Genomic DNA, 23,134 nt, shown 5'->3' with positions numbered 1-23,134 from the left:
GCCCTCCCGAGCTATTGCATATGATGCAACGGCTGTTGCAAAAGGATGGTTCCATGATTACAGTCGTGGTTTGTAGTGTCAATCACACGCGCGGAGCTGAAACCCAGGGAGTGTTCTTGGAAGAAAAGTCCGGAAAGTCCGCGGCAGACGTCGTCTGCGTGGGCGAGTCCATGGCGATGCTTGTGCCCGAAAACGCTGGTGCGATGGGCTCCGGAACGGCTTTCCGGCTTTCGGTGGCCGGAGCGGAGTCGAATGTTGCGGCGTACCTGTCCATGCTTGGTGCCGATGTCTCATGGATCAGCAAAGTCGGAGCCGACCCCTTCGGCCGCTTCCTTCTGGATGAGATCCACAGCTACGGCGTTGACGTTGGGCACACGGATCAGGACCCCCAGCGCCCCACCGGTGTGGCCTTCAAGGACCGGTCCGAAGCCCAGACCAAGGTCTGGTACTACCGCTCGGGATCCGCGGCGAGCACCATTGGCCCCGAAGCGGCCCGTCTTGTCGGCTCCCTTGGGGCCAGGGTGGTCCATCTCAGCGGGATCACGTCCGCGCTGTCCCCGTCATGCAGGGAGTTCCTGTCTGAGGTCATCAGCACGAGGGCAGCAGGCACCGCTGTGTCGTTCGATGTCAATTGGCGGCCGGCGCTGTGGAAGGGCGACGACGGCCCGCCGGCCATGCTTGCAGTCGCCCGTGCCGCCGACATCGTGTTCGTCGGGCTGGACGAGGCGAACGACCTTTGGGGATCGACACATCCACTGGAGGTGCGGCGGCTCCTCCCCGGCCCTGAGTTCCTTGTGGTGAAGCAGGGCGCTGAAGGCTGCACTGTCTTCCGCCGTGACGAGCAGGTCTTCGTACCCGCCCTCGTCGTCGACGTCGTCGAACCCGTCGGTGCCGGTGACGCATTCGCCGCGGGGTTCCTCTCGGGCTATCTCCGGGGGATGACGATCCGCGACGCCGGGCGCCTTGGGACGATCGTGGCCAGCTGCTCGCTCAGCGTAGTAACAGACATAGGCGCCCTTCCCGGGCGACAATACATAAGTGAGCTGTTGCAGCTCACTGACGAGGCCTGGAGAGGCCATCGGTTCGCGCCCGACCTTACAGAAAGCAGTAGCACACGTGTCCCAAACCGTTGACCGCGCCCTGCAGATCCTTCCGTTCCTGGGGGAGGGCGACAAGGATCTTGCCGAGACCGCGGAGATGCTGGGGGTGCACAAGTCCACCGCCCTGCGCCTGCTCCAGACGCTCGAAGCCCAGGGTTACGTCAGGCACAGCGACACCCACCGCTACCGCCTTGGTCCCCAGCTGTTCAAGCTGGCGGCAGTGGCATTGGGCAGCCTGGACATCCGCCCGATCGCTGCCCCGTACATCCGCATGCTCGGAGAGAAAACCCAGCAGACAGTCCACCTTGCGGCCTTCGACGAAGGCGAGGTGTTCTACATCGACAAGTACGAAGCGCAGACCGCGGTACGCATGTACTCCCGCATCGGGGCCACCGCCCCCCTCTACTGCACCGGCGTAGCCAAGGCGATCATCGCCCAGCGCCCCATCAAGGAGCAGATCGAGCTGGCACACAGGATCAAATACGTCCGGCATACCGAGCGCACCATCGTGACCGCCGAAGCCTATCTGGCGGAACTGGAACAGATCCGCCAGCGCGGTTACGCCATCGACGACCGGGAACACGAGGACTACATCCACTGCGTTGCCGTAGCCATCAGCACCGGATCGGGCACGGTTTCACACGCCATCTCAGTGTCCGCGCCGGTGATCACGTTTCCCCGGGACCAGCTTCTGGAGATCGAACCCCTCCTTCAGGAGGCAGCCGCGGCCATCAGCAGGGAATTCACCTAGGCGCCCGACGCCTGCCGCTGTACTTCGAGGGCCAGCCGCACCGACCAGAGTGCATCTTCAAGGGTCACCGCAGGCTCCTCAACAGTTCCCCGGGTGTGGGCGGCGAAGTACCGGAGCTGATTCGCCAGAGCCCCGGCCGGCACACCATAAACAGACCCCTCAAGCTCGACGGCGGGAGCATATTCTCCCGTGGCGGTCGCAAACGACACCTCTCCCCCGGGGAGGGAAAGGACGGCAAGGGTTTCGTGCGATGAGGCTTCCAGACGCGCGTCGATGTACTTCCGGGTGTGAGGCAGGGTCCAGAGGTTGTCAACGGATGCGATCGTCCCGTCTGCGAACCGGAGGTGGACGAAGACGGCCTGCGGATGGGGCAGGGCCGGGTCGATCCACGATTGGACGGAACTGACATGTTCCAACTCGGAAGGGACCAGGGCACGGATGAGGTCGAAATCGTGGACCATGGCACTCAGGGCGGGATGCGACTCCCCGTGCATCGCCAGGCGCTCACGGGGGACATACCGAACGGCCCGGATGGCCCTGACCGTCTCGCCACGCATCCGCTCCCGCAAGGCGCAGAACGACGGAAGGTAGCGGCTTATGTGGCCCGGGAGTACCAGCCGCCGGAGCTGGGACGGCAGGTTCTCCAGCCCTGCCAGGTCCGCTTCGCTCGTAACCACCGGCTTCTCGACGAGGACCGGAAGACCACGGTCCAGCGCCAGGAGGAGATCCGCCATATGGGCGGCAGGGGGAGTGGCGATGACGACGGCGTCGATCTCGAGCCCTGCGAGGACCGCCTCCAGGCTGCCGAAGGGGCGGGCCCCGTGCAGTTGAGCGGCCTCAAGAGCAGCTGCCTCGTTGCGATCCGCGACCGCGACCAGGTCAAACTCCGGAAGGGCGGCGAGTGTCGCAATATGCCGCCTGCCGAAGTCTCCGGCGCCTACTACCGCGACCCGGATTGATGTGCTGGTCATGGAAACCTCCGATGATTGGTAGGGAGACAATGCATAACGGCATCCGCTTCAAAAAAGCATTCCTCGGCCCGGATTTGGAACCGGCGGACGATGTCTGGATGACCATCAGTGATGGCCTCATTAAGGACCTGGGAACGGGTAAGGGGCCAGGCGACATCCCCCGCCACACCGCCGCCGCGGCCATCCCGGGCCTCGTGGACTGCCACGTGCACCTTGCGCTGTCCGGCGGGGCGGACGTGGAGCAGGAGGCAAGAGCCTCGGACTCTGCTGCCCTGCGAGGCCTGATCGAAACCAACGCCTTCCGCCATCTCCAGTCGGGAGTGACGACAGTTCGGGACCTCGGCAGCCCGGAGGATGCGGTGCTGCATGCGGTAAGGGGCGGCGGTCTGGGTTCCGCGCAAGCCCCGCGGATCGTGGCGGCCGGTGCCATAAGCTCCCCCACCGGCCACGGCAACTTCCTCTCCCGCTGGGCGACGACGCCCGGCGAATATGAGGAAGTTATCGGGGCCATCTCCGGTCTCGCCGCACACTGGATCAAGCTCTTTGCCACTGGCGGTGTAATAACCACCGGCACAGTACCTGGCGCCACCCAGATGGAGCCTTCCCTGATCAGCCACGTGACGGAAGCAGCGCACCGTGCCGGACTGGCGGTGGCAGCCCACGCCCACGGGCGGGACGGGATCAGGAATGCCATCGATGCCGGGGTGGACTCCATTGAACACTTCTCCTACCTCACGGCAGACGAGGCCGCCCTGCTGGCCGGGAGCCGCAGCACGCTGGTCAGCACGCTGGTGGCCACCGAGCGTTTCGTCTCGTCTGACCAGCGGGAGACGGCGAACCCTGAAACCCTGGCCAAAATCCTCGCCCATGCCCCTCACGAGCGCGCCGCGCTGGAACTGGCGGTAGGGACGCACCTGCCCCTGGCTGTGGGAACGGATGCCGGAACAACGTTCAACCCCCACGGGTTCGGGATGCAGGAGCAGGCGCTGCACCTGCACCGCGCCGGCATGGACCCGGCCTCGGTACTTCGCGCCATGACCGTCAACGGTTCCAGGCTCCTGGAGAACGGCACGGGATACCTCGACGTCGGACGGCCGGCGGACATCCTGTGCCTTGACGCCGATCCGCTCGAAGACCTGCGGGCGCTGTACAAGATCAATGAGGTCATCCTGAGCGGCCGTCCTGTTGGTAGGTGACATCGTAGGCCTGGGCAAGGGAGGCATATTTCCCTGAAACCGTCCCGCTGATGGCGCCCATCAGCCGCCGGGCTGCATCCACGAAGTCCACCCGCAGCGGGACGTGACGGAAGTCGATGCCGGACCAGGATTCGTCCACGGCCCGCAGGCACTCCTGCAGCCCCGCCGCGGCAACGAAGTCCCGGTACCAGTCCCTCTCCCGCAGGTCCGCCCGCGGTATGTCGATACGCCGGATGCCTTCAACCTCGGCCCGGAGCACTTCCTCCGAGTGGCGCCACGCGATGAACTGCCGCGCGGCCTCTTCGTTGCGGCAACCGGCAGTGATGCCCAGGCCTTCGGCATAGACGAACTGCGCGGGGCGTGCATCGCCGACGATGGTGTAGCCCATCCGCCCCCGCACCGGCGATCCGGGGTCCTCGAACTGGAAGGCCCAGGCGCTGGTGTCGAAGAGGTGGGAGGCGTGACCGTCGCTCACCAGGTTCCCGACGCCTGCATAGTCCAGCTCTGCCAGGTCCCGGGTTCCACCAGCCAAGGTTTCCACGAGGTCCCCGGCGCCGGCTTCCAAATCCCGTAAGGCGGGTTCACCGGCGTCGGGTAGGAGCTTCACGCCCTTGGCCGCGGCCCAGCCCGAAAAGGTCTCCAGCGAGGAAAACTCTGCGTTGCAGCGTGCCACCAGTCCCATGCCCCGCTCCCGCAGCACAGCGTGTGCGTTGAGAACATCGGTCAGCGACCGTGGGTGCCCCAACCCGGCTGCGTCGAAAGCGTCCTGCCGGTAGGCCAGCATGCCCCCGGTGAGGGTATGGGGCACAGCCCAGAGCAAGCCGTCCCGCCGCAGCGCTCTCAGCGCATGGGGAATGAAGGCACTTTCGTTCAGTCCGACGTCGTCCGTTGCTAGCGGCAGCAGTATGGCTGCGGCCCGCAATTCCTCGACATACCAGAGAGGCACGGTTACCACATCGGCCAACGAGGATCCCTGCACCAGGGCATCATGTGCCACCCCCTCGGGAACTACCTCGAGGGCCACCTCGAGTCCCGTGGAAGCGCGGAATTCCGGCAAAAGACGTCGGATAATTTCGACAGTGTGCCCTGCCTTCAGCCAAACCCGAAGTGACTGCACAATTCCTCCGTTGCAATATGCGCAATGCTCTGGACAGCATGTGCAACAACTATATAGGGTAGTAGCCGCACAGTCTCCCCAAGAATCAAGGAAGCGCCGTGGCCAACGATTCCGACTTCTTCCTCCGCCACCTGCTGGCATCGCCTGTGATCGCGATCCTCCGAGGCCTGCCGGCCGCGGAAACAGTGGAGATGGCTGTCCGCTGCTGGGACTCCGGGATCCGCTTGGTGGAGGTCCCGCTCCAGTCCCAGGAAGCGTTCCTCGCGTTGAAGGAAGCCGCAGAGGCTGCTGCAGGCGGTCCCGACCGGCAGATCGGTGCCGGCACCATCTGCACCCCCGAGGACGTTGACCGTGCGCAGGAGGCAGGCGCCCTGTTCCTGATCGCACCGGGGTTCTTCCCGCCGTCCATCAAGCGGGCCCAGGAGATCGGGCTCCCCATTTTGCCCGGGGTGGCAACGCCCACCGAGATCCACGGTGCGCTCAGCATGTCCCTGAACGTCCAGAAGCTGTTCCCTGCGGACATGGCCGGTCCGGGCACACTGAAGACCCTGGCCGGGCCGTTCCCACAGGTAAGTTTCGTGGCCGTCGGCGGTGTCACCCCGTCCAACGCCCAGGATTTCCTCGATGCCGGCGCGGTGGGCGTGGGGGTGGGCAGCGCCCTCAGTAAACCGTCCGCCCTTGAATACTTCTCCCACCTGGAAAGCCCAACGAAAAGGAAGAACAGTGCAGATGACTAAGCGGGACATCGTTACCGACCTCGCCCCGACGCCCGTTGCCTCCTATTCGCAGGCGGTGAAAGTTGGAACCACCCTGTACCTCGCGGGACAGGGCGGCTTCGACGCCAAAACCGGCGAGCTCGTTGGGGAGGGCATCAAGGAGCAGACCCGCCAGACGCTCCAGAACCTCAAATACGTGATCGAGGCCGCTGGCGGCAGCATGAACGATCTCGTCACGGTACGTGTGTTCATCAGCGAGCACGGGGAGTTCCCCGGCATGAACGAGGTCTACGGGGAGTTCTTCGACAGGCCCTATCCGGCCCGCACCACAGTCTCCGCGGGGCTGGGACCTGGAATGAAGGTCGAGATCGACGGAATCGCCGTGCTCCCGGACTGACTTTAAGGAGACCCTTGCTTCCCGTGTCCCTTAAGTATCCGCCACACCGGGCATAGAGATGGGAAGCTGTAACTGCTGGCAACCAGCGGCCTAGGATGCCTGGGGTGCGGGGCCGCTGCTCTCGCGGATAACGAGTTTCGTGGCGAGTTCGATGCTGCGCGGGTGGGGGTCGGTGCCGCGCGCTATGTCGAGAACCATCCGGACGGCCGATTCTGCCATCTCGGCGAGCGGCTGGTTGACGGTGGTCAGGGACGGGGCCACCCAGGCCGCGAGGGGGAGGTCGTCGTACCCAACAACGGATAGGTCGCGCGGGACCTCTATGTTCTTGTCCCGGGCGGCCCGGAGCACCCCGAGCGCCTGCATGTCGGAGCCGGCGAAGATGGCCGTAGGCCTTTCGGCCCGGGCGAGGAGGGCGGCGCCGTGTTCAAACCCGCCGGCCACCGAGAAGTCGCCCCAGCGGATGGCGTCCTCAAGCAATGGAACGCCTGCTTCGGCGTGCGCGGCGCGGTATCCGTCCACCCGGGCGCGTGAGCACAAAACCTCTTCCGGTCCCGAGATCATGGCGATCCGGCGGTGACCCAGTGACAATAGATGACGCGTGGCCGACAGGCCGCCATACCAGTTGTTGGATCCCACGGCTGGAACGTCACTGGGAGGCTCGCCATCTGTATCGAGCACAACGTAATGGATGCCCCGGGTGTCGAGTTGGCGCCGCTGTTCGGGTGTGAGGGTTGAAAGCACCAGGATCACGGCGAGCGGGCGGCGGGCGAGGACTTCATCCATCCAACCTGGCTGCGGACTGTGCTGTCCGCCGAGGTCGGACAGTGAAACACCGAGCCCGTTCCGCCGGGCGGCATTCTCCACGCCGCGAATGATCTCGATGGACCATGCGGAGTCGAGTTCGTGGAACACCAGCTCCACCAGCGGACTGGAAGGGGTGCCGGTCTGGCCCACGTGGCGCTGGTAGTTGTGCTCCTGAAGCGCCTTCTCGATCTTTAGCCTGGTTGCCGGAGCCACGTCCGAGCGTCCGTTGAGAACCTTCGAGATGGAGGGAGCCGAGACGCCGATTTTCTCAGCGATTTCGGTGATCGTCGGCCGGCCGCTGCCTGTGCCCCGCTTTCGCGATCTTTCGGGTGACATGCGTCCAGTCCTCTTTTTTCGTTTTCGAAAGTTCTGAGGAAACCGTAGCAGTGTTTTGGGCTGTTTCGAGCAGTCGTTTTTCGGACATTCGCAACGGAAGTGGCAGAAAAGCCTTGACAAGGTTAGCGCTAACAATGAGGATTACATCACACGTTTCGCAAAGATTTTCGAAAATTAATACCGGCTCCATTGGCGACGCGTCATACGACAAGCATTTCTCGCGCAGCAACTGCGGCACTCAGGTGTCGCCGACAACGGTGTCTTTGCACCGCGGAAGGACCAGCACCACGATGAACAAGAAAAAAGCCCTGCTTGCAGCGGGGATGACCACGGCTCTAGCCGTAACGCTGATCGGCTGCACCGGTAACAACGGTGGCAATGGCGGAAGCGGCGCCGGAGCGAGCAAAACGAACTGCAGCAACGAGATTAAAGTGCAGGACGTCCCGGTCGTCACGTACTGGGGCTGGTTCGAGGACACCGCCCAGACTGTGGACAACTTCAACGAGAGCCATGACGACGTACAGATCTGCTGGACGAATGCGGGCCAGGGGGCTGATGCCTACACCAAGCTCTCCACGTCACTTCAGTCCAAGTCGGGTGCGCCCGACATCGTCCAGGTTGAGTACGACTGGCTGAACAGTTTCCTCATCCAAGGCGGCCTCGTCGACATGACAGAGCACGGCATCGAGGAGTACAAAGACAACTTCACCGAAGGGGCCTGGCGCGACGTCTCGAGCGGCGACGGCGTTTATGCAGTACCAGTCGACCTGGGGCCGGTCGGAATGTGGTACCGGCAGGACCTCTTCGAAAAGCACGGCATCAAGATTCCGACCACGTGGGACGAGTACGCAACCGCAGCCGAGCAGCTGAGCAAGGCAACGGGCGGTGAAACTCTGATCGGCAACTTCGCGCCCAATGGCCAGGGCCAGCACTACGCATTGCTCGACCAGGCAGGTGCCGTACCCTTCGAGTTCGACAACGGAAACCCGACTGAAATCAGCATCAACCACAACGATGAAGCCAGCAAAAAAGTCTACGAGTACTGGCTTGACCTGGTCGACCGCGGCCTCGTGGGCACTGACCAGGCGTGGACCCCTGAGTTCAACACGGGCCTTGGCGGGGGTCGGTACGCCACCGCCATTTATCCCGCTTGGTACAGCATCCACATTCCCGCGTTCCAGGACGGGGACGCCGATGCCGTGTGGCGCGCCGCTCCGATCCCGCAGTGGGACGCAGCCAAACCCAAGCAGGTGAACTGGGGCGGCAGCACGTTGGCCGTAACCACCCAAGCGGACGATGCGGCGCTGGCCACGAAGGTAGCAGCTGAGCTCTATGGTCCCGAAGAGAACAAGAAACTTGGGGTCGAGGTTGGTGGGCTGTTCCTGGCCTACCCGGAGATGATCGAGTCCGAGTACTTCCAGGAGCGTGGGTACGAATTCTATGGTGGCCAGAAGCTTAACAAAGAGGTCTTCGGTAAAGCCGCCATTGAGTATGAGGGCGTGACGTTCTCACCGTTCTCGCAGTACTACTACGACGAGTCGCAGCGTCTGCTTTCTGAGGCGATCGCCGGCAACATCTCGGCTCCAGAGGCGGCGGACCAGCTCCAGAAGTCGCTTGAGACCTACGCCACCGATCAGGGTTTCACCCTTAAGTGAGCTTGACCCTGTGCGGGCGGGGGAGCATCTCGCCCGCCCGCACAGCAGTCCTCCCATTTGCGTCCCAAGGAAGTGGCACATGTCAACCACCGCACAACTGCAAAAGCCAGACCGACCCCCCATCGTCAAGAGGGGAACAAGTCTGGAACGTAAACACGCACGATTCGGGTGGGTGTTTCTCGCTCCGTTCGCGATCGTGTTTCTGGTATTCCTCGTCCTGCCGCTCGTCTACGCGTTCTGGATGAGTCTGCATACCAACACCCTCGCGGCGGGTGAGAAGTTCGCAGGGCTGACCAACTATGTCGCTGCGTTCAACGACCAGCGCTTCCTGTCGGGAATGGCGCGGGTAGGGGCCTTCGCCGTCGTCTTCGTACCACTGCAGATTGGGCTGGCACTCTTCTTCGCACTGATCCTCGACGAGGTCAAAACTCGGCTCTCCCGGTTCTCCCGGCTGCTCATTTTCGCGCCGTACGCTATCCCCGGCGTGATCGGAGCACTGATGTGGGGATTCCTTTACAGCCCGTCGTTCGGTCCGTTGGTGTCATTCTTCGACTTTCTGAATGTGCAGGCGCCGGACATGCTCAGCCGGGATTCGATCTTCTGGTCCCTGACCAACATCGTCACGTGGCAGTGGACCGGTTACTACATGATCATCATCTACGCGTCGCTTCAGTCGATCGACTCGTCTATCTATGAGGCGGCAAAGATCGATGGGGCATCCAAGCTGCAAACCGCCCTGCAAATAAAAATTCCAATCATCGCGTCATCACTGGTCCTGACAATAGTCTTCGCACTGATTGGGACGCTGCAATTCTTTACCGAACCGCAGGTGCTCGCCCCACTTGCCGGGAACGCGATCGACGCTGCGTATACCCCGAACCTGTACGCATACAACCTGGCGTTCTCATACCAGCAGTTCAACTACGCCTCGGCCATCTCGTTCGCCCTCGGACTTATGGTCTTCCTCGCCTCCATCATTTTCCTGATCGCCACTCGCAAGAAGAGCGGACTCCGCTGATGACGACTTCACCTGCACCACTCCTCGACAAGGCCACCGCCGCGGGCACCCGGAAGCAAAGCAGTAACCCCAGAACGGGGCGGCGCGGCAAATCGGTCGGGCTGCATATTCTGCTCGCCGCCGTGTCCCTCTATTTCCTTCTTCCGATGTGGTGGCTGATCGTTGCGGGAACCAAGAGCACCCAAGGGCTGTTCGCCGGAACGGGAGGACCTCTCTGGTTCGACCGGAACTTCGCCCTCTTAGACAACATCGCCCAGCTGGCGACCTACAACAACGGCATCTACCTGCGGTGGCTCGGAAACTCGTTCCTGTACGCGGTTGCCGGTGGAGTGGGCGCCACGATCCTCGCCGTACTCGCGGGCTATGCCTTCGCCAAATACCGCTTCCGGGGCCGCGCCGTCAGCTTCATGATCCTCCTCGCATCGGTGATGGTCCCGGCGACGGCACTCGTCATCCCGACGTACGTGTTGTTCAATAACCTCGGCCTCACCAACACGATCTGGGCGGTGATCCTCCCGTCTCTGCTGAGCCCGTTTGGGGTGTACCTCATGCGCGTCTATGTCCAGGATGCGATTCCGGACGAACTGCTCGATGCTGCCCGGGTGGACGGCTCCGGAGAACTCAGGACGTTTGCCACCATCGCGCTGCCGCTGATGCGTCCGGCGGTGGTCACGGTGCTGCTGCTTTCGGTGGTGGGCGGGTGGAACAACTACTTCCTGCCGCTCGCAATGATCTCGGACCCGACGTTGCTTCCCGTCACCGTGGGACTCAATGCCTGGCAGGTTCAGTCGAACTCCGCCACCGCGAACAGCCTTATCTGGAACCTGGTCACGAGCGGGTCACTGATCTCCGTGATACCGCTCATCATCGCCTTCCTCATGCTGCAGAAGTACTGGCAGGGTGGGCTGTCGGTCGGCAGCCTCAAGTAACAGCAGTAACCCTGGAACGTCCCGCCACCAAGAATGAAGGAGCAGTATGTCCAAGGCTCTCGTGACTCTCGACCCGAATTTCGTCGTCGGTCCCATCAACCGCCGGCTCTTCGGGTCCTTTATCGAGCACATGGGACGCGCTGTGTACACCGGGATCTACGAGCCCGGGCACCCCACCGCAGACGAGGAGGGCTTCCGTCAGGACGTCATCGAGCTCGTTAGGGAACTGGGTGTCACCGGCATCCGCTACCCCGGCGGCAACTTCGTCTCTGGCTTCCACTGGAGGGACGGTATCGGGCCCAAAGACCAGCGTCCCCGCCGGCTCAGCCTGGCGTGGCGGGCCACCGAGACCAACCAGGTGGGTTTGCACGAGTTCGCCTCCTGGGTGGAGAAGGTGGGCGGTGAACTCCTGTATGCGGTCAACCTTGGTACCGCGGACACGAGGGGCAGCCTCCAAGTGCTCGAGTATGGGAACATTCCGAAGGGGTCCACCCTGGCTGACGAGCGGATCACAAACGGCCGGACCAACCCCTTCGGCATCAAGATGTGGTACCTCGGCAACGAAATGGACGGCCCCTGGCAGCTGGGGCACTCACCGGCCGATGACTACGGCAAGAAGGCCTCGCGCACCGCCAAAGCCCTCCGGCAGCTGGACCCCCAGGTTGAACTCGTGGCATCCGGTTCCTCACACCCAACGATGCCGACCTTTCCATACTGGGACCGTGTGGTTCTGGAACACACCTACGACGACGTTGACTACATCTCCTGCCACGGCTACTACGAGGAGAAGGACGGCGACCTCGGATCCTTCCTGGCCGCCCCGGTCAAGATGGACCGGTACCTTGATGCAGTCATTGCGACCGCTGACCATGTCAAAGCGGCCAAACGCAGCGAGAAGACATTGAACATCTCCTTCGACGAATGGAACGTCTGGTACCTCGGTGAGAATCTTCGGCAGTTTCCACGCCAGGCGGACCGGTTCTATCGGACCGACGAGACCGAAGGAAACGATTGGCCGGAGGCCCCCCGGCTTGCCGAAGACGTTTACTCCGTGGCGGATGCGGTGGTGGTTGGCGGGTTGCTCATCTCCCTGCTCCGGCATGCAGACCGCGTCACTTCAGCTTCCATGTCGATGCTGGTAAATGTCATCGCGCCAATCACCACCGAACCTGGCGGTCCCGCCTGGCGGCAAACCACCTATTATCCGTTCGCTGTCACCGCCAGGCTCGCGGTTGGCGTCGCACTCGACATCCGCGTCGAAAGCGAGCACTACGACACCGATGAACTCGGCAGTGTTCCGGTGGTTGATGCCGGGGCAACCCACGATGCCGACAGCGGACGTGCGGCAGTCTTCCTCGTCAACCGGTCGCTCACTCATGCCGTCACTGTCACGGTGAACCTGGCAGCGCTGGGGGAACTGTCCCTGCTTGAATCCCTCATGATTTCCGATCCGGACGTTTACGCAAGGAACACCAGGGACGCCCCGAACCGGGTGACGCCTTTACCGAACTCCACGGCAAAGCTGGCCCAAGGCATCCTCACGCTGACACTGCCGCCTGTCTCCTGGACAGCGGTGGAACTGGGTAAGCCAACGGCATAATTTTTCCCGCCGCGGGCACGGCCGCCGGAAGTAAACTGACCCTCGCACCACGTTTGTGGACAGACCGTCAGCCGGGAGCCGCCCATGCTCTGGAAACTGCTTGTTGAATACCTGCGGCCGCACCGCACGCTGCTGCTCGTCGTCGTGGTCTTCCAGCTGGCGCAGTCCATCGCGTCGCTGTACCTGCCCACCCTGAACGCGGACATCATTGACGACGGCGTTGCCACCGGGGACACCGGCGTCATCCTCCGGCTCGGGGCCCTGATGCTCGGCATCACGCTGCTGCAGATCGCCTGTGCCATCATCGCCGTCTACTTCGCGGCGAAGGCCGCCATGGGCGTGGGCCGGGACCTGCGCGGCGCCGTCTTCCAAAGGGTGGGGGAGTTCTCCGAGCAGGAGGTCACCAAGTTCGGGGCACCCAGCCTCATCACACGGTCCACCAACGACGTCCAGCAGGTCCAGCAGCTGGTCCTGATGTCCGCCACCATGCTGGTCACCGCGCCCATGCTCAGCATCGGCGGCGTGATCATGGCTATCCGGCAGGACGTGCAGCTGTCCTGGCTGATCGCCGTCGCCGTCCCGGTGCTGCTCATCGCCGTCGGCCTGATCACCGCCCGGATGGTGCCGCTGTTCCGCAAGATGCAGAAGCGGATCGACACCGTGAACCGCGTCCTCCGCGAGCAGCTCACCGGCATCCGGGTGGTCCGCGCCTTCGTCCGCGAGGACATCGAAACGAACCGCTTCGCACAGGCCAACGAGGACGTCACGGACACCGCCCTCCGTGCGGGCCGGCTGATGGCCCTCGCGTTCCCCGTGGTGATGCTGGTGCTGAACGTCTCCAGCGTGGCCGTCATCTGGTTCGGTGCGTTCCGCATCCAGGACGGCTCCATGCAGGTGGGCACCCTGATCGCGTTCCTCAGTTACCTGCTGCAGATCCTGATGTCCGTCATGATGGCCACGTTCATGGCCGTGATGATCCCGCGTGCCGCCGTCTCCGGCGACCGCATCGGCGAGGTGCTGAAGACCGAGTCCAGCGTCCGCCCGCCGGAGCGCCCCGTCACCACCAAGGTGAGGAACGGCGAGCTGGAAATGCGCGACGTCGGATTCGCCTACCCGGGTGCCGACCAGCCGGTCCTCACCGGGATCAGCTTCACCGCCAAGGCGGGGCGCACGACGGCGATCATCGGCAGCACCGGCTCGGGCAAGACCACCCTGGTGAACCTGATGCCCCGGCTGTTCGACGCCACCACGGGCTCTGTTCGGATCGACGGCGTGGATGTCCGCGAGCTGCACCCGGACCTACTCTGGGGGCACATCGGCCTGGTCCCGCAGCGACCCTACCTGTTCAGCGGCACCGTCCGCAGCAACCTGCTCTACGGCAAGCCGGACGCTACCGAGGACGAGTTGTGGGAGGCGCTGGAGATCGCCCAGGCCCGGGACTTCGTGGAGCGGATGGACGGGGGCCTGGACGCGCCCATCAGCCAGGGCGGCACCAACGTCTCCGGCGGGCAGCGGCAGCGGCTGGCCATCGCCCGGGCCCTGGTGAAGCGGCCCGAGCTGTACATCTTCGACGATTCGTTCTCCTCGCTGGACACCGGCACCGACGCCCGCCTCCGGCAGGCCCTCGCGCGCAGTACCGCCGGCGCCACGCTGGTGATCATCGCCCAGCGCGTCTCCAGCATCGTGGACGCGGACCAGATATTAGTGCTCGACGACGGCAGGATCGTGGGGCGCGGAACGCACAGCCAGCTGCTGGAGACATCGGAGACGTACCGCGAGATCGTGTCCTCCCAGCTCGCGGCGGAGGAGACGGTATGAGCCCGGAACCCGCTTCCTCATCCGGTACCAAGGCCGCGCCCGCGTCCGCAACGGGAGGCGCCGCCGTCGTACGCATCCCACGTCCGGCAGGCGGCCCCGGACGCGGGGGACCGTTCGCGGGGATGAACGTCCCGGCGGAGAAGGCGATGAACTTCTGGCCGTCGGCCAGGCGGCTGCTGGGGACGCTGCGGCCGGAACGGGCGTGGCTGCTGCTGGTGTTTGTGACGGCGGTGGCCGGCGTGGCGCTGTCCGTGATCGGGCCGCGGCTGCTGGGGGAGGGCACCAACCTGATCTTCGCGGGCGTCGTCTCCCGCGAGCTGCCGCCCGGCGCCAGCAAGGAGCAGGTGATCGCGCAGCTGCGGGCGGCGGGGGAGAACCAGCAGGCGGACATGCTGACACCCATGGCGCTGACGCCGGGGCAGGGGATCGATTTTGCCGCGCTGGGGAACGTGCTGACGTGGGCGCTGGTGCTGTATGTGCTGTCGTCCGCGTTTATGTGGGTGCAGGCGTATGTGCTGAACGGGGTGGTGCAGCGGACGGTGTTCGGGCTGCGCGGGGAGGTCGAGGCGAAGATCCACCGGCTGCCGCTGCGGTATTTCGACTCGATCCAGCGCGGTGAGCTGCTGAGCCGGGTGACCAACGACGTGGACAACATTTCGCAGAGCCTGCAGCAGACCATCAGCCAGGCGGTCACGTCGGTGCTGACGGTGCTGGGCGTGCTGGTGATGATGTTCATCCTCTCGCCCACGCTGGCGCTGATCGCGCTGGTGACCATTCCGCTGACGCTGGGGATCACGGCGCTGATCGCTAAGCGCTCGCAGAAGCTGTTCGTGGCGCAGTGGAAGCACACGGGGGAGCTGAACGGGCAGATCGAGGAGACCTACACCGGGCATGCGCTGGTGAAGGTGTTCGGCCGGCAGCAGGAGGTGGGCGAGCGGTTCCGGCAGAAGAACGCGGAGCTGTATTCCGCCAGTTTCGGGGCTCAGTTCATTTCCGGGCTGATCATGCCGGCCATGACGTTCATCGGGAACCTGGTGTACGTGGGGATAGCCGTGGTGGGCGGCCTGCAGGTGGCGTCCGGGGCCATGCAGCTGGGTGACGTGCAGGCTTTCATCCAGTACTCGCGGCAGTTCACCATGCCGCTGGCGCAGCTGGGGTCCATGGCCAACGTGCTGCAGTCCGGGGTGGCCTCTGCCGAGCGGGTGTTCGAGCTGCTGGACGAGGAGGAGGAATCGACTGAGCCCGCTGCTTCTGCTTCGCCGGTGTTTGGGCGCGGGCGGCTGGTGTTTGAGGACGTGTCCTTCTCGTACTCGCCGGACAAGCCGCTGATCTCTTCGTTGTCTTTGGTGGCGGAGTCGGGGCAGACGGTGGCGATCGTGGGGCCCACCGGTGCAGGAAAGACCACGCTGGTGAACCTGATGATGCGGTTCTACGAGCTGGACGCCGGGAGAATAACGCTCGACGGCGTCGACGTCACCTCGGTCCCGCGGCGCGAGCTGCGCTCGCGGATGGGGATGGTGCTGCAGGATACGTGGCTGTTCGGCGGGACCATCCGCGACAACATCGCCTACGGCCGGCCAGGTGCTTCCGAATTTGAAATTCTCGAAGCCGCACGCGCGACGTATGTGGACCGGTTCGTGCGCTCACTGCCGGACGGGTACGACACCGTGCTGGACGACGAGGGCGCGAACGTCTCCGCGGGGGAGAAGCAGCTGCTGACGATTGCGCGGGCGTTCCTGGCCCGGCCGTCGGTACTGATTCTGGACGAGGCGACCTCTTCTGTGGATACCCGGACCGAGGTGCTGGTGCAGAAGGCCATGAGTGCGCTGCGGAGCGACCGTACGTCCTTCGTGATTGCGCACCGCCTCTCCACCATCCGCGACGCCGACCTCATCCTGGTGATGGAGGCCGGCCGGATCGTGGAGCAGGGCACGCACGCCACACTGCTGGCCGCCGGTGGGGCATATGCCCGGCTGTACGAGGCACAGTTCGCGGCGCCCGTGGCGGAGGTTTGACCGGCGGGGGTACCGCGTGATGGGCGGCACCCCCGCGTTGGCATCGACGCCAGGATGTCATGTGCTTTCCGGAACTTGCGTCTACCGCAGCGCCTTGAAAGCGCGGCCGATTCCATCCAGGAGGCGGTCGGCGTCGTTGCTGGAGAAGGGCATTGGCGGCCGGAGTTTCAGGACGTTTCCTTGGGCTCCGCAGGCGGAGATGAGGATCCGATCCTCGCGGAGGGCGTTCACGATGCCCGCGGCGGCGTCCCCGTCGGGTGTGAGTGAGGACCGGTCAGTGACGAGGTCAACGCCGATAAAGAAGCCGCTTCCGCGGACTTCTGCCACCTGGTCCAGGCCCTGGGCGAGGTCCTTCAACCCGGTGATGATCTTCTCGCCCACCTTCAAGGCGTTGTCGATCAGGGATTCCTCGCGGATCACGTTCAGGACGGCCTGGGCGGCTGCGATGGCTACAGAGTTGCCGCCGAATGTGTTGAAGTAGCGGATGTTCCTGCCGAACTCCACGAGCAGTTCGGGTTTGAAGATGGCCGCAGCGACGGGAATGCCGTTGCCCATGGGTTTGCCGATGGTGACGATGTCCGGAACGATTGCGTGGCGTTGGAAGCCCCACCAGTCCTGGCCCGTCCGGCCAAAGCCTGGCTGTACTTCATCGGCGATGTACAGGCCGCCGGCGGCGTGAACCTCTTCGATGATCGGGCGCAGGAAGCCTGCCGGGCCCGCGAAGACGCCGTCGGAGGAGAAGATGCTGTCGGCGATGAAGGCCGCCAGTCCAATGCCGTGCCGGTGGAGATCGGCGATGGCTGCACGCACCTGGTTCCGGAGGTGGTCCTCGAGGGAGACCTGATCCGATGAGTATCGCAGGGCGTCCGGGGCGTCGATGACGCGTACGTTTGCGCCAAGGGGCACGCCGATACCCAAGGACGGCGAGAAGGACGCGACCTCCGCTGTCAGGCCGTGGTACGCGCCGGAGGTGACGATGATGCCCTGGTTTCCGGTGGCGTATTTTGCCACGCGCATGGCGAGGTCATTGGCCTCGGACCCGGTGCAGGTGAACATGACATGGCCAAGCCCGGCGGGAAACGTGGACAGGAGGTCCTCGGAGTAATCAAGGATGGATTCCTGGACGTAACGGGTGTTGGTGTTCAGGGTCTGCATCTGTTCGTGGACAGCCGCGATGACCTTCGGGTGGCAGTGGCCCACCGAGGGGACGTTGTTGTATACGTCCAGGTATTCGTTTCCGTCCCGGTCAAAGAGTGTGACGCCCTTGCCGCGGACCACTTCCAGGGGAGCGTCGTAGAAGAGCCGGTATCCGGGTCCGAGGCTCTGGTCCCGTCGCCGGATGTTCTTCCGGATCTGATCCGGGAGCTCATCGGTGCGGTTGGGGTCAAATCCGTTGACCATGGCCTTGGAAGGCTTGCGGATGCTTTGGACGGTATTGCTCATCATTTCTCCTTGACGGCTTGGGTGTCTGACTCAGGGTGTGAAAGGGCAGTTTGGTGCAGGGGCTGCGGCTGTGGCGGCGAGCCGGTCCCAATCCGGTTTCGAGTGGGAGAGGAGATAATCGCGCCTTTGGGGCAGGTGTCTGGCCCGCCACTGCGTAATCAGTGCCCGCAGCAGGAGGCGGGCCTGGGCCGAGACCACCAGGGCTTCAAACTCCTGTCCCGGCAGCGGGTTGACGCTTTGGTATCCGTCCAGGACGGACAGTGCGCGCTCCCAGGGGCTTTCGGGGTCTGCCCCCAACAAATTGGCCATGGTCACGCTGACGTCGAAGATCACGGGAGTTCGGACCACGTCGCCGAAATCGATAATCCCCGTCACGTAGGCCGGGCTATTGGGGTTGACGAGGACATTAAACGGACTGAAATCCCCATGGACAACCTGCGAGGGAAGGGTATCCAGTAGTGGAACTACTTTTGCATCGAACTGGTCGAAAATGCCCTCGGCCAGGGAGCGCTTTTCCTTGTCATCAACGTAGCCAAGTAGCGACCGCATCCTATGAAAGTGCTTGAGGTCCCAAAGGAGCAGACGGTCCGCCCGCGGATGGTCGAAGTCCTGCAAGGCGAGGCCAACGCTTGCCAGGCTTGAGCCAACCAGCTGAAGATGGCCAGCGGACGCGTCGTGCTTGGCCAGCAACTCTCCCGGCATGAAGCGCATCACCCGAAGCACCCTGTCGAAGGGGCCAGTAGGCGCCGGGATGAGGACTTCCGCGGCTCCACCAAGGCTCCTGACAAGGCGCTGGACCGGCAACCCGGGAGCGGTCCGCTCCAGGTGAACCATGCACGCCGTCTGCAGTTGGACAATCCCTGGATCCTCTTCAGGTGAGGAAACCTTCACCAGAAAGGCCTCTTCTCCGCCTTGAAGGCGGAACGTCTCGTCCTTTTCCGTGGGAATCCGTACCAGCTTCCCCTGCAGGCCGTAGAAACGCTCAAGGAGTCGCTTCACAGTCGAGTCAGTGAGCTGCGACTGCTCTGTCAGGAGCCCGCTTTCTGCAACCACGGCATTAAAAAAATCGGAGTCGGTTCGGACGTCCATGGCTCTGGGCTCCTGTCGCTTGGTGAATAGATTCGACATGCTCGGTGCTCTGCTGTTCAACAGTTCTACAGAGTATGACACCGCGCACCCCGCCTGCGCAATGAAATGCCCGGCAGGTCTACTGTTCAACTGTTGACAATTTTGCTTGTGGAGTTTTAAAGTCGTTCTATGAGCGGACTCCCTTGGAGGACCGTAGTGATCACCATTCATCCGCCCTGTGCAGGGCCGCCTACACCTCAACGAACGGACAAACCATGGCTGACAACAACTCCCGGCCGAAGTACATCTCCTTCGATATCTACGGCACGCTGATCAACTGGGACACGGATTCCACTACCCGCCGCCTGCTCGCGGGCAGGCTGCCGGAAGAGCAGTGGCCGGCGTTCAAGAAGGTTTTCCGCGGATACCGCTTCGACGAGGTCCTCGGTGACTACAAGCCCTACGAGGAGATCCTCCAGAATTCCTTTGACCGCGTTTGCAGGTTCTTCGGCATTGGCCCCACTCCCGGCGCCGGCGCGGAGTTCGCTGAGACCGTCCGCGGCTTTGGTGCCCATGATGACGTACCGGCTCCATTGAAGCTCATGGGCGACAACTACAAGCTGGTTGCCCTGTCCAATGCGGACGACAGCTTCCTGGACATCAGCATCCCCAAGCTGGGCGCTAACTTCCATGCGGTGCTGACTGCTGAGCAGGCGCAGGCGTACAAACCGCGCTACCAGGCGTTCGAATACATGCTGGACACCTTGAACGCAAAGCCGGAGGACTTCCTGCACATCGCCTCGCACACCCGCTACGACATGCATCCGATGCACGATATGGGCTTCCGCAACCTCTGGGTGCTGGACCGTGGCTACGACCCCATTACCGGCGGCTACGACTACAACACGGTAAAGTCCCTGGACGAGATCAACCAGCATCTCGGCCTCTAGTTCCAGCCGACCTGGACAGAAAAGTAAAGACCGCGGCCCCAAGGCCGCGGTCTTTACTTTTACGTCGTTGAGTGCCTCTTGGCGATAACGTCGCGGATCGATTCGCGGTACTGGATGATCGTGTCCGAGATGACCTTTTCCGCCAGGACGGGGTCGCGGGAGTCAAGAGCGTCCACGATGTTCTGGTGCTCGGCCTCGAGCGCGTCCGGGTCCTCGTATTCGTGGTGCTCAATCGAAAGCACGAACATGAAGTACCGCAGCTCGGTCACCAGCTGCTGATAGAACGTCCTCAACTTCTGGCTTCCGAGGATTCCCACGATGGCGCTGTGGACCGCAAGGTCCTTTTCGACAATCTTGAAGGGATCGCCAGTTTTCAACACTGCCCGGAACTCCTCCATGGCGGCGTGAACCTCATCGAGGGAGGTGCTTTCGGAGATGCTCCGCGCGGCAGTGGTTTCCAGATGATAGCGCGCGTTATAGACGTCCATGATTTCCGCGTCGGTGGGGTCCCAGACGATGGCTCCCTGGTTTGCCCGGTGGCGGATGAGGCCGCCTGCCTGGACGATGCGGACCGCCTCGCGGACCGTATTCCTGGAAAGGCCGAGGTTCTCCGCAAGGAGGCTCTCCCGGAGGCGCTCACCGGGCTTGAGCCCTCCGCTGAGGATCATGGCTGTGAGCCCGTCCGCAACCTGTTGCACGGTGGACGAGTGCACTATCTTGATCTGCTCAACCATGCGTTTCATCCTACAGTCGTGGTCAACTGTAGGGCAGTGGACCATCTTTTCGGTAGTTTCTCTGGCCGTTGCCCGCCAGGGCCAATGCCCCGCATGCGCGAACGGGTCCGGAGCCAAAGCCGAGGCTTCAACTCCGGACCCGTCCCGCTTTAGGGTGGCACGCAGCCGTTAGCGGATTGCTGCTTCTGAAATAGCCGATTCGGCCAGGCCCCAGTACTCGAGGGATTCCTTGTACTCCGGGCTCTCGAGAACCGACTGGATGGCTGCCTGCAGGGCCGGCGTCAACGGTGATCCCTTCTTCAGCCCCATGGCAACATTGGTATTCGTCCGGGTATCCATCCTGGGCTCCAGGATGGAGAAATGGTCCGGCTGCTGGGCGTCCGCCCAGGCCAGGCCGCTGGCGTCGTAGAAGACGCCGTCGATCCGCTTGGAGTCCAGCTGTGTCAGAGCCTCCTGGACGTTGGGCAGGGTGATTGCGTTGATTGCGGGCTGCCCCTTTTCCTCACAGGTCCACTTGGAGACGTTGGGCAGGTGCTTGAGTTGCTGCGTGGAACCCTTGGTCACGCCGATGTTCCTGCCGCAGAGGGTGTCGTTGGTCAGGTTGAGCGGGTTGCCCTTCGTTACCGCCACGGCCGAGCCGCCCTTGAGGTAGTTGATCATGTCCATGACCTTCAGGCGCTCTTCCGTGGCGGACATGGTGGTCGCTGTGAAGTCGAAACGGCCGCCGTCGATGCCGGGGATGATCGTATCGAAGGCCGTGTTTTCGAACTTCAGCTTCAGCCCCAGCTTCTTTGCCACCAGGCGGGCCAGGTCAGGGTTCACGCCAATGGGCGTCAAATTGTCCTCGGCGAGGAATGTCATGGGCGGGGAACTCAGATCCATCGCGACCGTAAGCTCGCCCTTGGCTTTGTAGGACTCGGGGAGCAGGGCAACTGCCTCCGCATCCGGCTGGACACCTTCTGAGATGTCACGGGTGTTTTGCGTCTTGGGAACGTCAGTTGCCTCGGTGCCCGTGGCCGCGCCGCCACAAGCGCTCAGGGCCAGCAGGACTGCTAGTCCGGCGGCCACCGTCTGGATCTTTTTTCTGCCCATTATGTGCTTCCCTTCAGTGGGCTCAGCGGCAAGTGCCTACTGAGAATGCAGTTCTATCCATGCCTGCCGCTCGGGTATCGATGCGGCACCACGAGGGCTGCTAACCGCCGGCGCAGCAGCGAAGGTGTGATTCAGCTCTCGTTCCAGACACCAATAAAACTCCGCCGGGCGTCGGTTGTCAACAGTAGAACAGTTGAGCTACGGGGGATGTCGCATGTATCCGAGGCCTCGGAGGTTGGGAATATGCATTGGTAGAAGCGCTGCCGGATAGTCCTCTACAGAGCTCAGTCGTCTCCCGGCCGGACGGAAGTTTCCCACCAAATGTGGGCCAGGGAGGATCTCAGGACGGGGATCTGGGAGGTTACCTCGGGCGAAGTCAAGAGCACTGGCCTGGCTACGACGAGATCTGCCAAATCCTCAGCGGGAGCGGAACCATCGCTGAACCGGACGGCAGCAGCTTTGAGGTCGGCCCCGGTACCCTCTTCGTGACTCCCGCCGGCTGGGAGGGTCACTGGACCATCCGCGAGACTGTCCGCAAGATGTGGGTTTGTTAAGAACGTCCCGGCAGCCGCCGAACAGTAAACGTCAAACCTGAGAACGGAGGGCATGGTGCAGCAGTTGCTGCCCATGCCCGCCTTTCTGTGTCTCGCCCTGCCCAACGCGGACTCCAGTTTCCTGGACAGCAGCATTCCCAAGCTCGGCTGCCGTTAACGTCCGGGGCGATGTCCCGGCGTTCATCACGCGGCAGTTCAACATGCCGCTGGCGCGTGGGGCCATGGCCAACGTGCTGCAGTCCGGTTGGTGGGGGAGCCGGGGCAGGCGGCGGCCATTGTGGGGACCACCGGGGCGGACAAGACCAGGCTGGTGAACCTGATGATGCGGTTCTACGAGCTGGATGCGGGACGGATAACGCTCGACGGCGTGGACGTCACCTCGGTGCCGCGGCGAGAGCTGCGCTCGCGGCTGGGGATGGTGCTGCAGGTGGCTGTTCGGCGGGACCATCCGGTACAACATCGCCTACGGCCGGCCAGGTGCTTCCGAATTTGAAATTCTCGAAGCCGCACGCGCGACGTATGTGGACCGGTTCGTGCGCTCACTGCCGGACGGGTACGACACCGTGCTGGATGACGAGGGCGCGAACCCGCGGGGGAGAAGCAGCTGCTGACGATTGCGCGGGCTTTCCTGGCCCGGCCGTCGGTGCTGATCCTGGATGAGGCCACGTCTTCCGTGGACACCCGTACGGAGGTGCTGGTGCAGAAGGCGATGAGTGCGCTGCGGTCCGACCGTACTTCTTTCGTCATTGCCCACCGCCTGTCCACCATCCGCGACGCCGACCTCATCTTGGCGATGGAGGCCGGCCAGATCGTGGAACAGGGGACGCACGCTTTATTGCTGGCCGCAGGGTAGCAAGTTCGTTCGCGACC

At 63.3% G+C, this 23,134-nt stretch carries 20 protein-coding genes and 1 pseudogene; 14 read left to right on the top strand and 7 right to left on the bottom strand.

Annotation, left to right across the window (positions count from 1 at the left end):
- Positions 1 to 116: 116 nt before the first annotated feature.
- Together AC5RT3_RS03040 and AC5RT3_RS03035 are read left to right on the top strand one after the other, a co-directional pair.
- Positions 117 to 1,133: a sugar kinase gene (locus AC5RT3_RS03040; RefSeq protein WP_494051829.1), complete on the top strand. Its 1,017-nt coding sequence runs from the start codon at positions 117 to 119 to the stop codon at positions 1,131 to 1,133.
- Positions 1,117 to 1,851, top strand: a complete 735-nt coding sequence (locus AC5RT3_RS03035) for an IclR family transcriptional regulator (protein ID WP_494009581.1) — start codon at positions 1,117 to 1,119, stop codon at positions 1,849 to 1,851. Before AC5RT3_RS03040 ends, AC5RT3_RS03035 begins: the two co-directional genes overlap by 17 nt.
- Here AC5RT3_RS03035 and AC5RT3_RS03030 read toward each other — a convergent pair.
- Complete coding sequence (locus AC5RT3_RS03030; RefSeq protein WP_494009580.1) at positions 1,848 to 2,822, bottom strand: Gfo/Idh/MocA family protein; 975 nt, start codon at positions 2,820 to 2,822, stop codon at positions 1,848 to 1,850. The genes AC5RT3_RS03035 and AC5RT3_RS03030 overlap by 4 nt on opposite strands.
- A 98-nt stretch (positions 2,823 to 2,920) precedes the next feature.
- Here AC5RT3_RS03030 and AC5RT3_RS03025 point away from each other — a divergent pair, with 98 nt between their 5' ends.
- Complete coding sequence (locus tag AC5RT3_RS03025) at positions 2,921 to 4,018, top strand: amidohydrolase family protein (RefSeq protein ID WP_494009579.1); 1,098 nt, start codon at positions 2,921 to 2,923, stop codon at positions 4,016 to 4,018.
- Here AC5RT3_RS03025 and AC5RT3_RS03020 read toward each other — a convergent pair.
- Positions 3,987 to 5,276, bottom strand: a complete 1,290-nt coding sequence (locus AC5RT3_RS03020; RefSeq protein ID WP_494123466.1) for an ABC transporter substrate-binding protein — start codon at positions 5,274 to 5,276, stop codon at positions 3,987 to 3,989. The genes AC5RT3_RS03025 and AC5RT3_RS03020 overlap by 32 nt on opposite strands.
- Between AC5RT3_RS03020 and AC5RT3_RS03015 the strand changes: the two genes are divergently transcribed.
- Together AC5RT3_RS03015 and AC5RT3_RS03010 are read left to right on the top strand one after the other, a co-directional pair.
- A complete protein-coding gene (locus AC5RT3_RS03015) occupies positions 5,234 to 5,872 on the top strand; it encodes a bifunctional 4-hydroxy-2-oxoglutarate aldolase/2-dehydro-3-deoxy-phosphogluconate aldolase (protein ID WP_494123465.1) in 639 nt (212 codons plus the stop codon). The genes AC5RT3_RS03020 and AC5RT3_RS03015 overlap by 43 nt on opposite strands.
- On the top strand, positions 5,865 to 6,248 hold the full coding sequence (locus AC5RT3_RS03010; RefSeq protein WP_494123464.1) for a RidA family protein: 384 nt from the start codon (positions 5,865 to 5,867) through the stop codon (positions 6,246 to 6,248). The genes AC5RT3_RS03015 and AC5RT3_RS03010 overlap by 8 nt, the downstream gene beginning before the upstream one ends.
- A 90-nt stretch (positions 6,249 to 6,338) precedes the next feature.
- Here AC5RT3_RS03010 and AC5RT3_RS03005 read toward each other — a convergent pair whose 3' ends face one another.
- Positions 6,339 to 7,388, bottom strand: coding sequence for a LacI family DNA-binding transcriptional regulator (locus AC5RT3_RS03005; RefSeq protein WP_494123463.1), 1,050 nt, complete (start codon positions 7,386 to 7,388; stop codon positions 6,339 to 6,341).
- A 290-nt stretch (positions 7,389 to 7,678) separates the two neighbouring features.
- Between AC5RT3_RS03005 and AC5RT3_RS03000 the strand changes: the two genes are divergently transcribed.
- The 6 genes from AC5RT3_RS03000 to AC5RT3_RS02975 all read left to right on the top strand — a co-directional run bounded on the left by AC5RT3_RS03000 (position 7,679) and on the right by AC5RT3_RS02975 (position 16,423).
- Positions 7,679 to 9,043: an ABC transporter substrate-binding protein gene (locus AC5RT3_RS03000; RefSeq protein ID WP_494123462.1), complete on the top strand. Its 1,365-nt coding sequence runs from the start codon at positions 7,679 to 7,681 to the stop codon at positions 9,041 to 9,043.
- Between the two features lie 79 nt (positions 9,044 to 9,122).
- Positions 9,123 to 10,061, top strand: coding sequence for a carbohydrate ABC transporter permease (locus AC5RT3_RS02995; protein ID WP_494123461.1), 939 nt, complete (start codon positions 9,123 to 9,125; stop codon positions 10,059 to 10,061).
- Entirely contained in the window at positions 10,061 to 10,990 is a 930-nt protein-coding gene (locus AC5RT3_RS02990) for a carbohydrate ABC transporter permease (protein WP_494123460.1), read from the top strand. The genes AC5RT3_RS02995 and AC5RT3_RS02990 overlap by 1 nt, the downstream gene beginning before the upstream one ends.
- A gap of 46 nt (positions 10,991 to 11,036) precedes the next feature.
- The gene (gene arfA / locus AC5RT3_RS02985) at positions 11,037 to 12,590 is read left to right on the top strand and encodes an arabinosylfuranosidase ArfA (protein WP_494123459.1); all 1,554 of its coding nucleotides are present in this window, start codon (positions 11,037 to 11,039) and stop codon (positions 12,588 to 12,590) included.
- A gap of 84 nt (positions 12,591 to 12,674) precedes the next feature.
- Positions 12,675 to 14,408 carry an ABC transporter ATP-binding protein gene (locus AC5RT3_RS02980; RefSeq protein ID WP_494009573.1) on the top strand — a complete coding sequence of 578 codons (1,734 nt, stop codon included), beginning with the start codon at positions 12,675 to 12,677 and terminating at the stop codon, positions 14,406 to 14,408.
- The gene (locus AC5RT3_RS02975; RefSeq protein WP_494123458.1) at positions 14,405 to 16,423 is read left to right on the top strand and encodes an ABC transporter ATP-binding protein; all 2,019 of its coding nucleotides are present in this window, start codon (positions 14,405 to 14,407) and stop codon (positions 16,421 to 16,423) included. Before AC5RT3_RS02980 ends, AC5RT3_RS02975 begins: the two co-directional genes overlap by 4 nt.
- Positions 16,424 to 16,504: 81 nt before the next feature.
- Here AC5RT3_RS02975 and AC5RT3_RS02970 read toward each other — a convergent pair whose 3' ends face one another.
- Both AC5RT3_RS02970 and AC5RT3_RS02965 read right to left on the bottom strand, forming a co-directional pair.
- Complete coding sequence (locus AC5RT3_RS02970) at positions 16,505 to 17,866, bottom strand: aspartate aminotransferase family protein (RefSeq protein ID WP_494009571.1); 1,362 nt, start codon at positions 17,864 to 17,866, stop codon at positions 16,505 to 16,507.
- A 30-nt stretch (positions 17,867 to 17,896) separates the two neighbouring features.
- Entirely contained in the window at positions 17,897 to 18,955 is a 1,059-nt protein-coding gene (locus AC5RT3_RS02965) for a phosphotransferase (protein ID WP_494009570.1), read from the bottom strand.
- Between the two features lie 254 nt (positions 18,956 to 19,209).
- On the opposite strand from AC5RT3_RS02965, the gene AC5RT3_RS02960 reads away from it, so the two are divergent.
- Positions 19,210 to 19,884, top strand: a complete 675-nt coding sequence (locus AC5RT3_RS02960) for a haloacid dehalogenase type II (RefSeq protein WP_494009569.1) — start codon at positions 19,210 to 19,212, stop codon at positions 19,882 to 19,884.
- Positions 19,885 to 19,943: 59 nt separating this feature from the next.
- On the opposite strand, the gene AC5RT3_RS02955 is transcribed toward AC5RT3_RS02960, so the two are convergent.
- Positions 19,944 to 20,618 (bottom strand): GntR family transcriptional regulator, encoded by a 675-nt coding sequence (locus tag AC5RT3_RS02955; RefSeq protein ID WP_494009568.1) that lies wholly within the window; start codon positions 20,616 to 20,618, stop codon positions 19,944 to 19,946.
- 168 nt (positions 20,619 to 20,786) lie between these two features.
- Positions 20,787 to 21,710, bottom strand: coding sequence for an ABC transporter substrate-binding protein (locus tag AC5RT3_RS02950; protein WP_494009567.1), 924 nt, complete (start codon positions 21,708 to 21,710; stop codon positions 20,787 to 20,789).
- A gap of 323 nt (positions 21,711 to 22,033) precedes the next feature.
- Here AC5RT3_RS02950 and AC5RT3_RS02945 point away from each other — a divergent pair, with 323 nt between their 5' ends.
- The gene (locus AC5RT3_RS02945) at positions 22,034 to 22,264 is read left to right on the top strand and encodes a cupin domain-containing protein (RefSeq protein ID WP_494009566.1); all 231 of its coding nucleotides are present in this window, start codon (positions 22,034 to 22,036) and stop codon (positions 22,262 to 22,264) included.
- A 244-nt stretch (positions 22,265 to 22,508) separates the two neighbouring features.
- Positions 22,509 to 23,117 (top strand): annotated as a pseudogene (locus AC5RT3_RS02940) (ABC transporter ATP-binding protein); the annotation flags it as partial.
- Positions 23,118 to 23,134 lie beyond the last annotated feature (17 nt).

Source organism: Arthrobacter sp. Y3221159 (assembly GCF_059089885.1).
The sequence above is the reverse complement of the archived record's forward strand: the minus strand, read 5'-3'. Positions and strand labels throughout refer to the sequence as shown.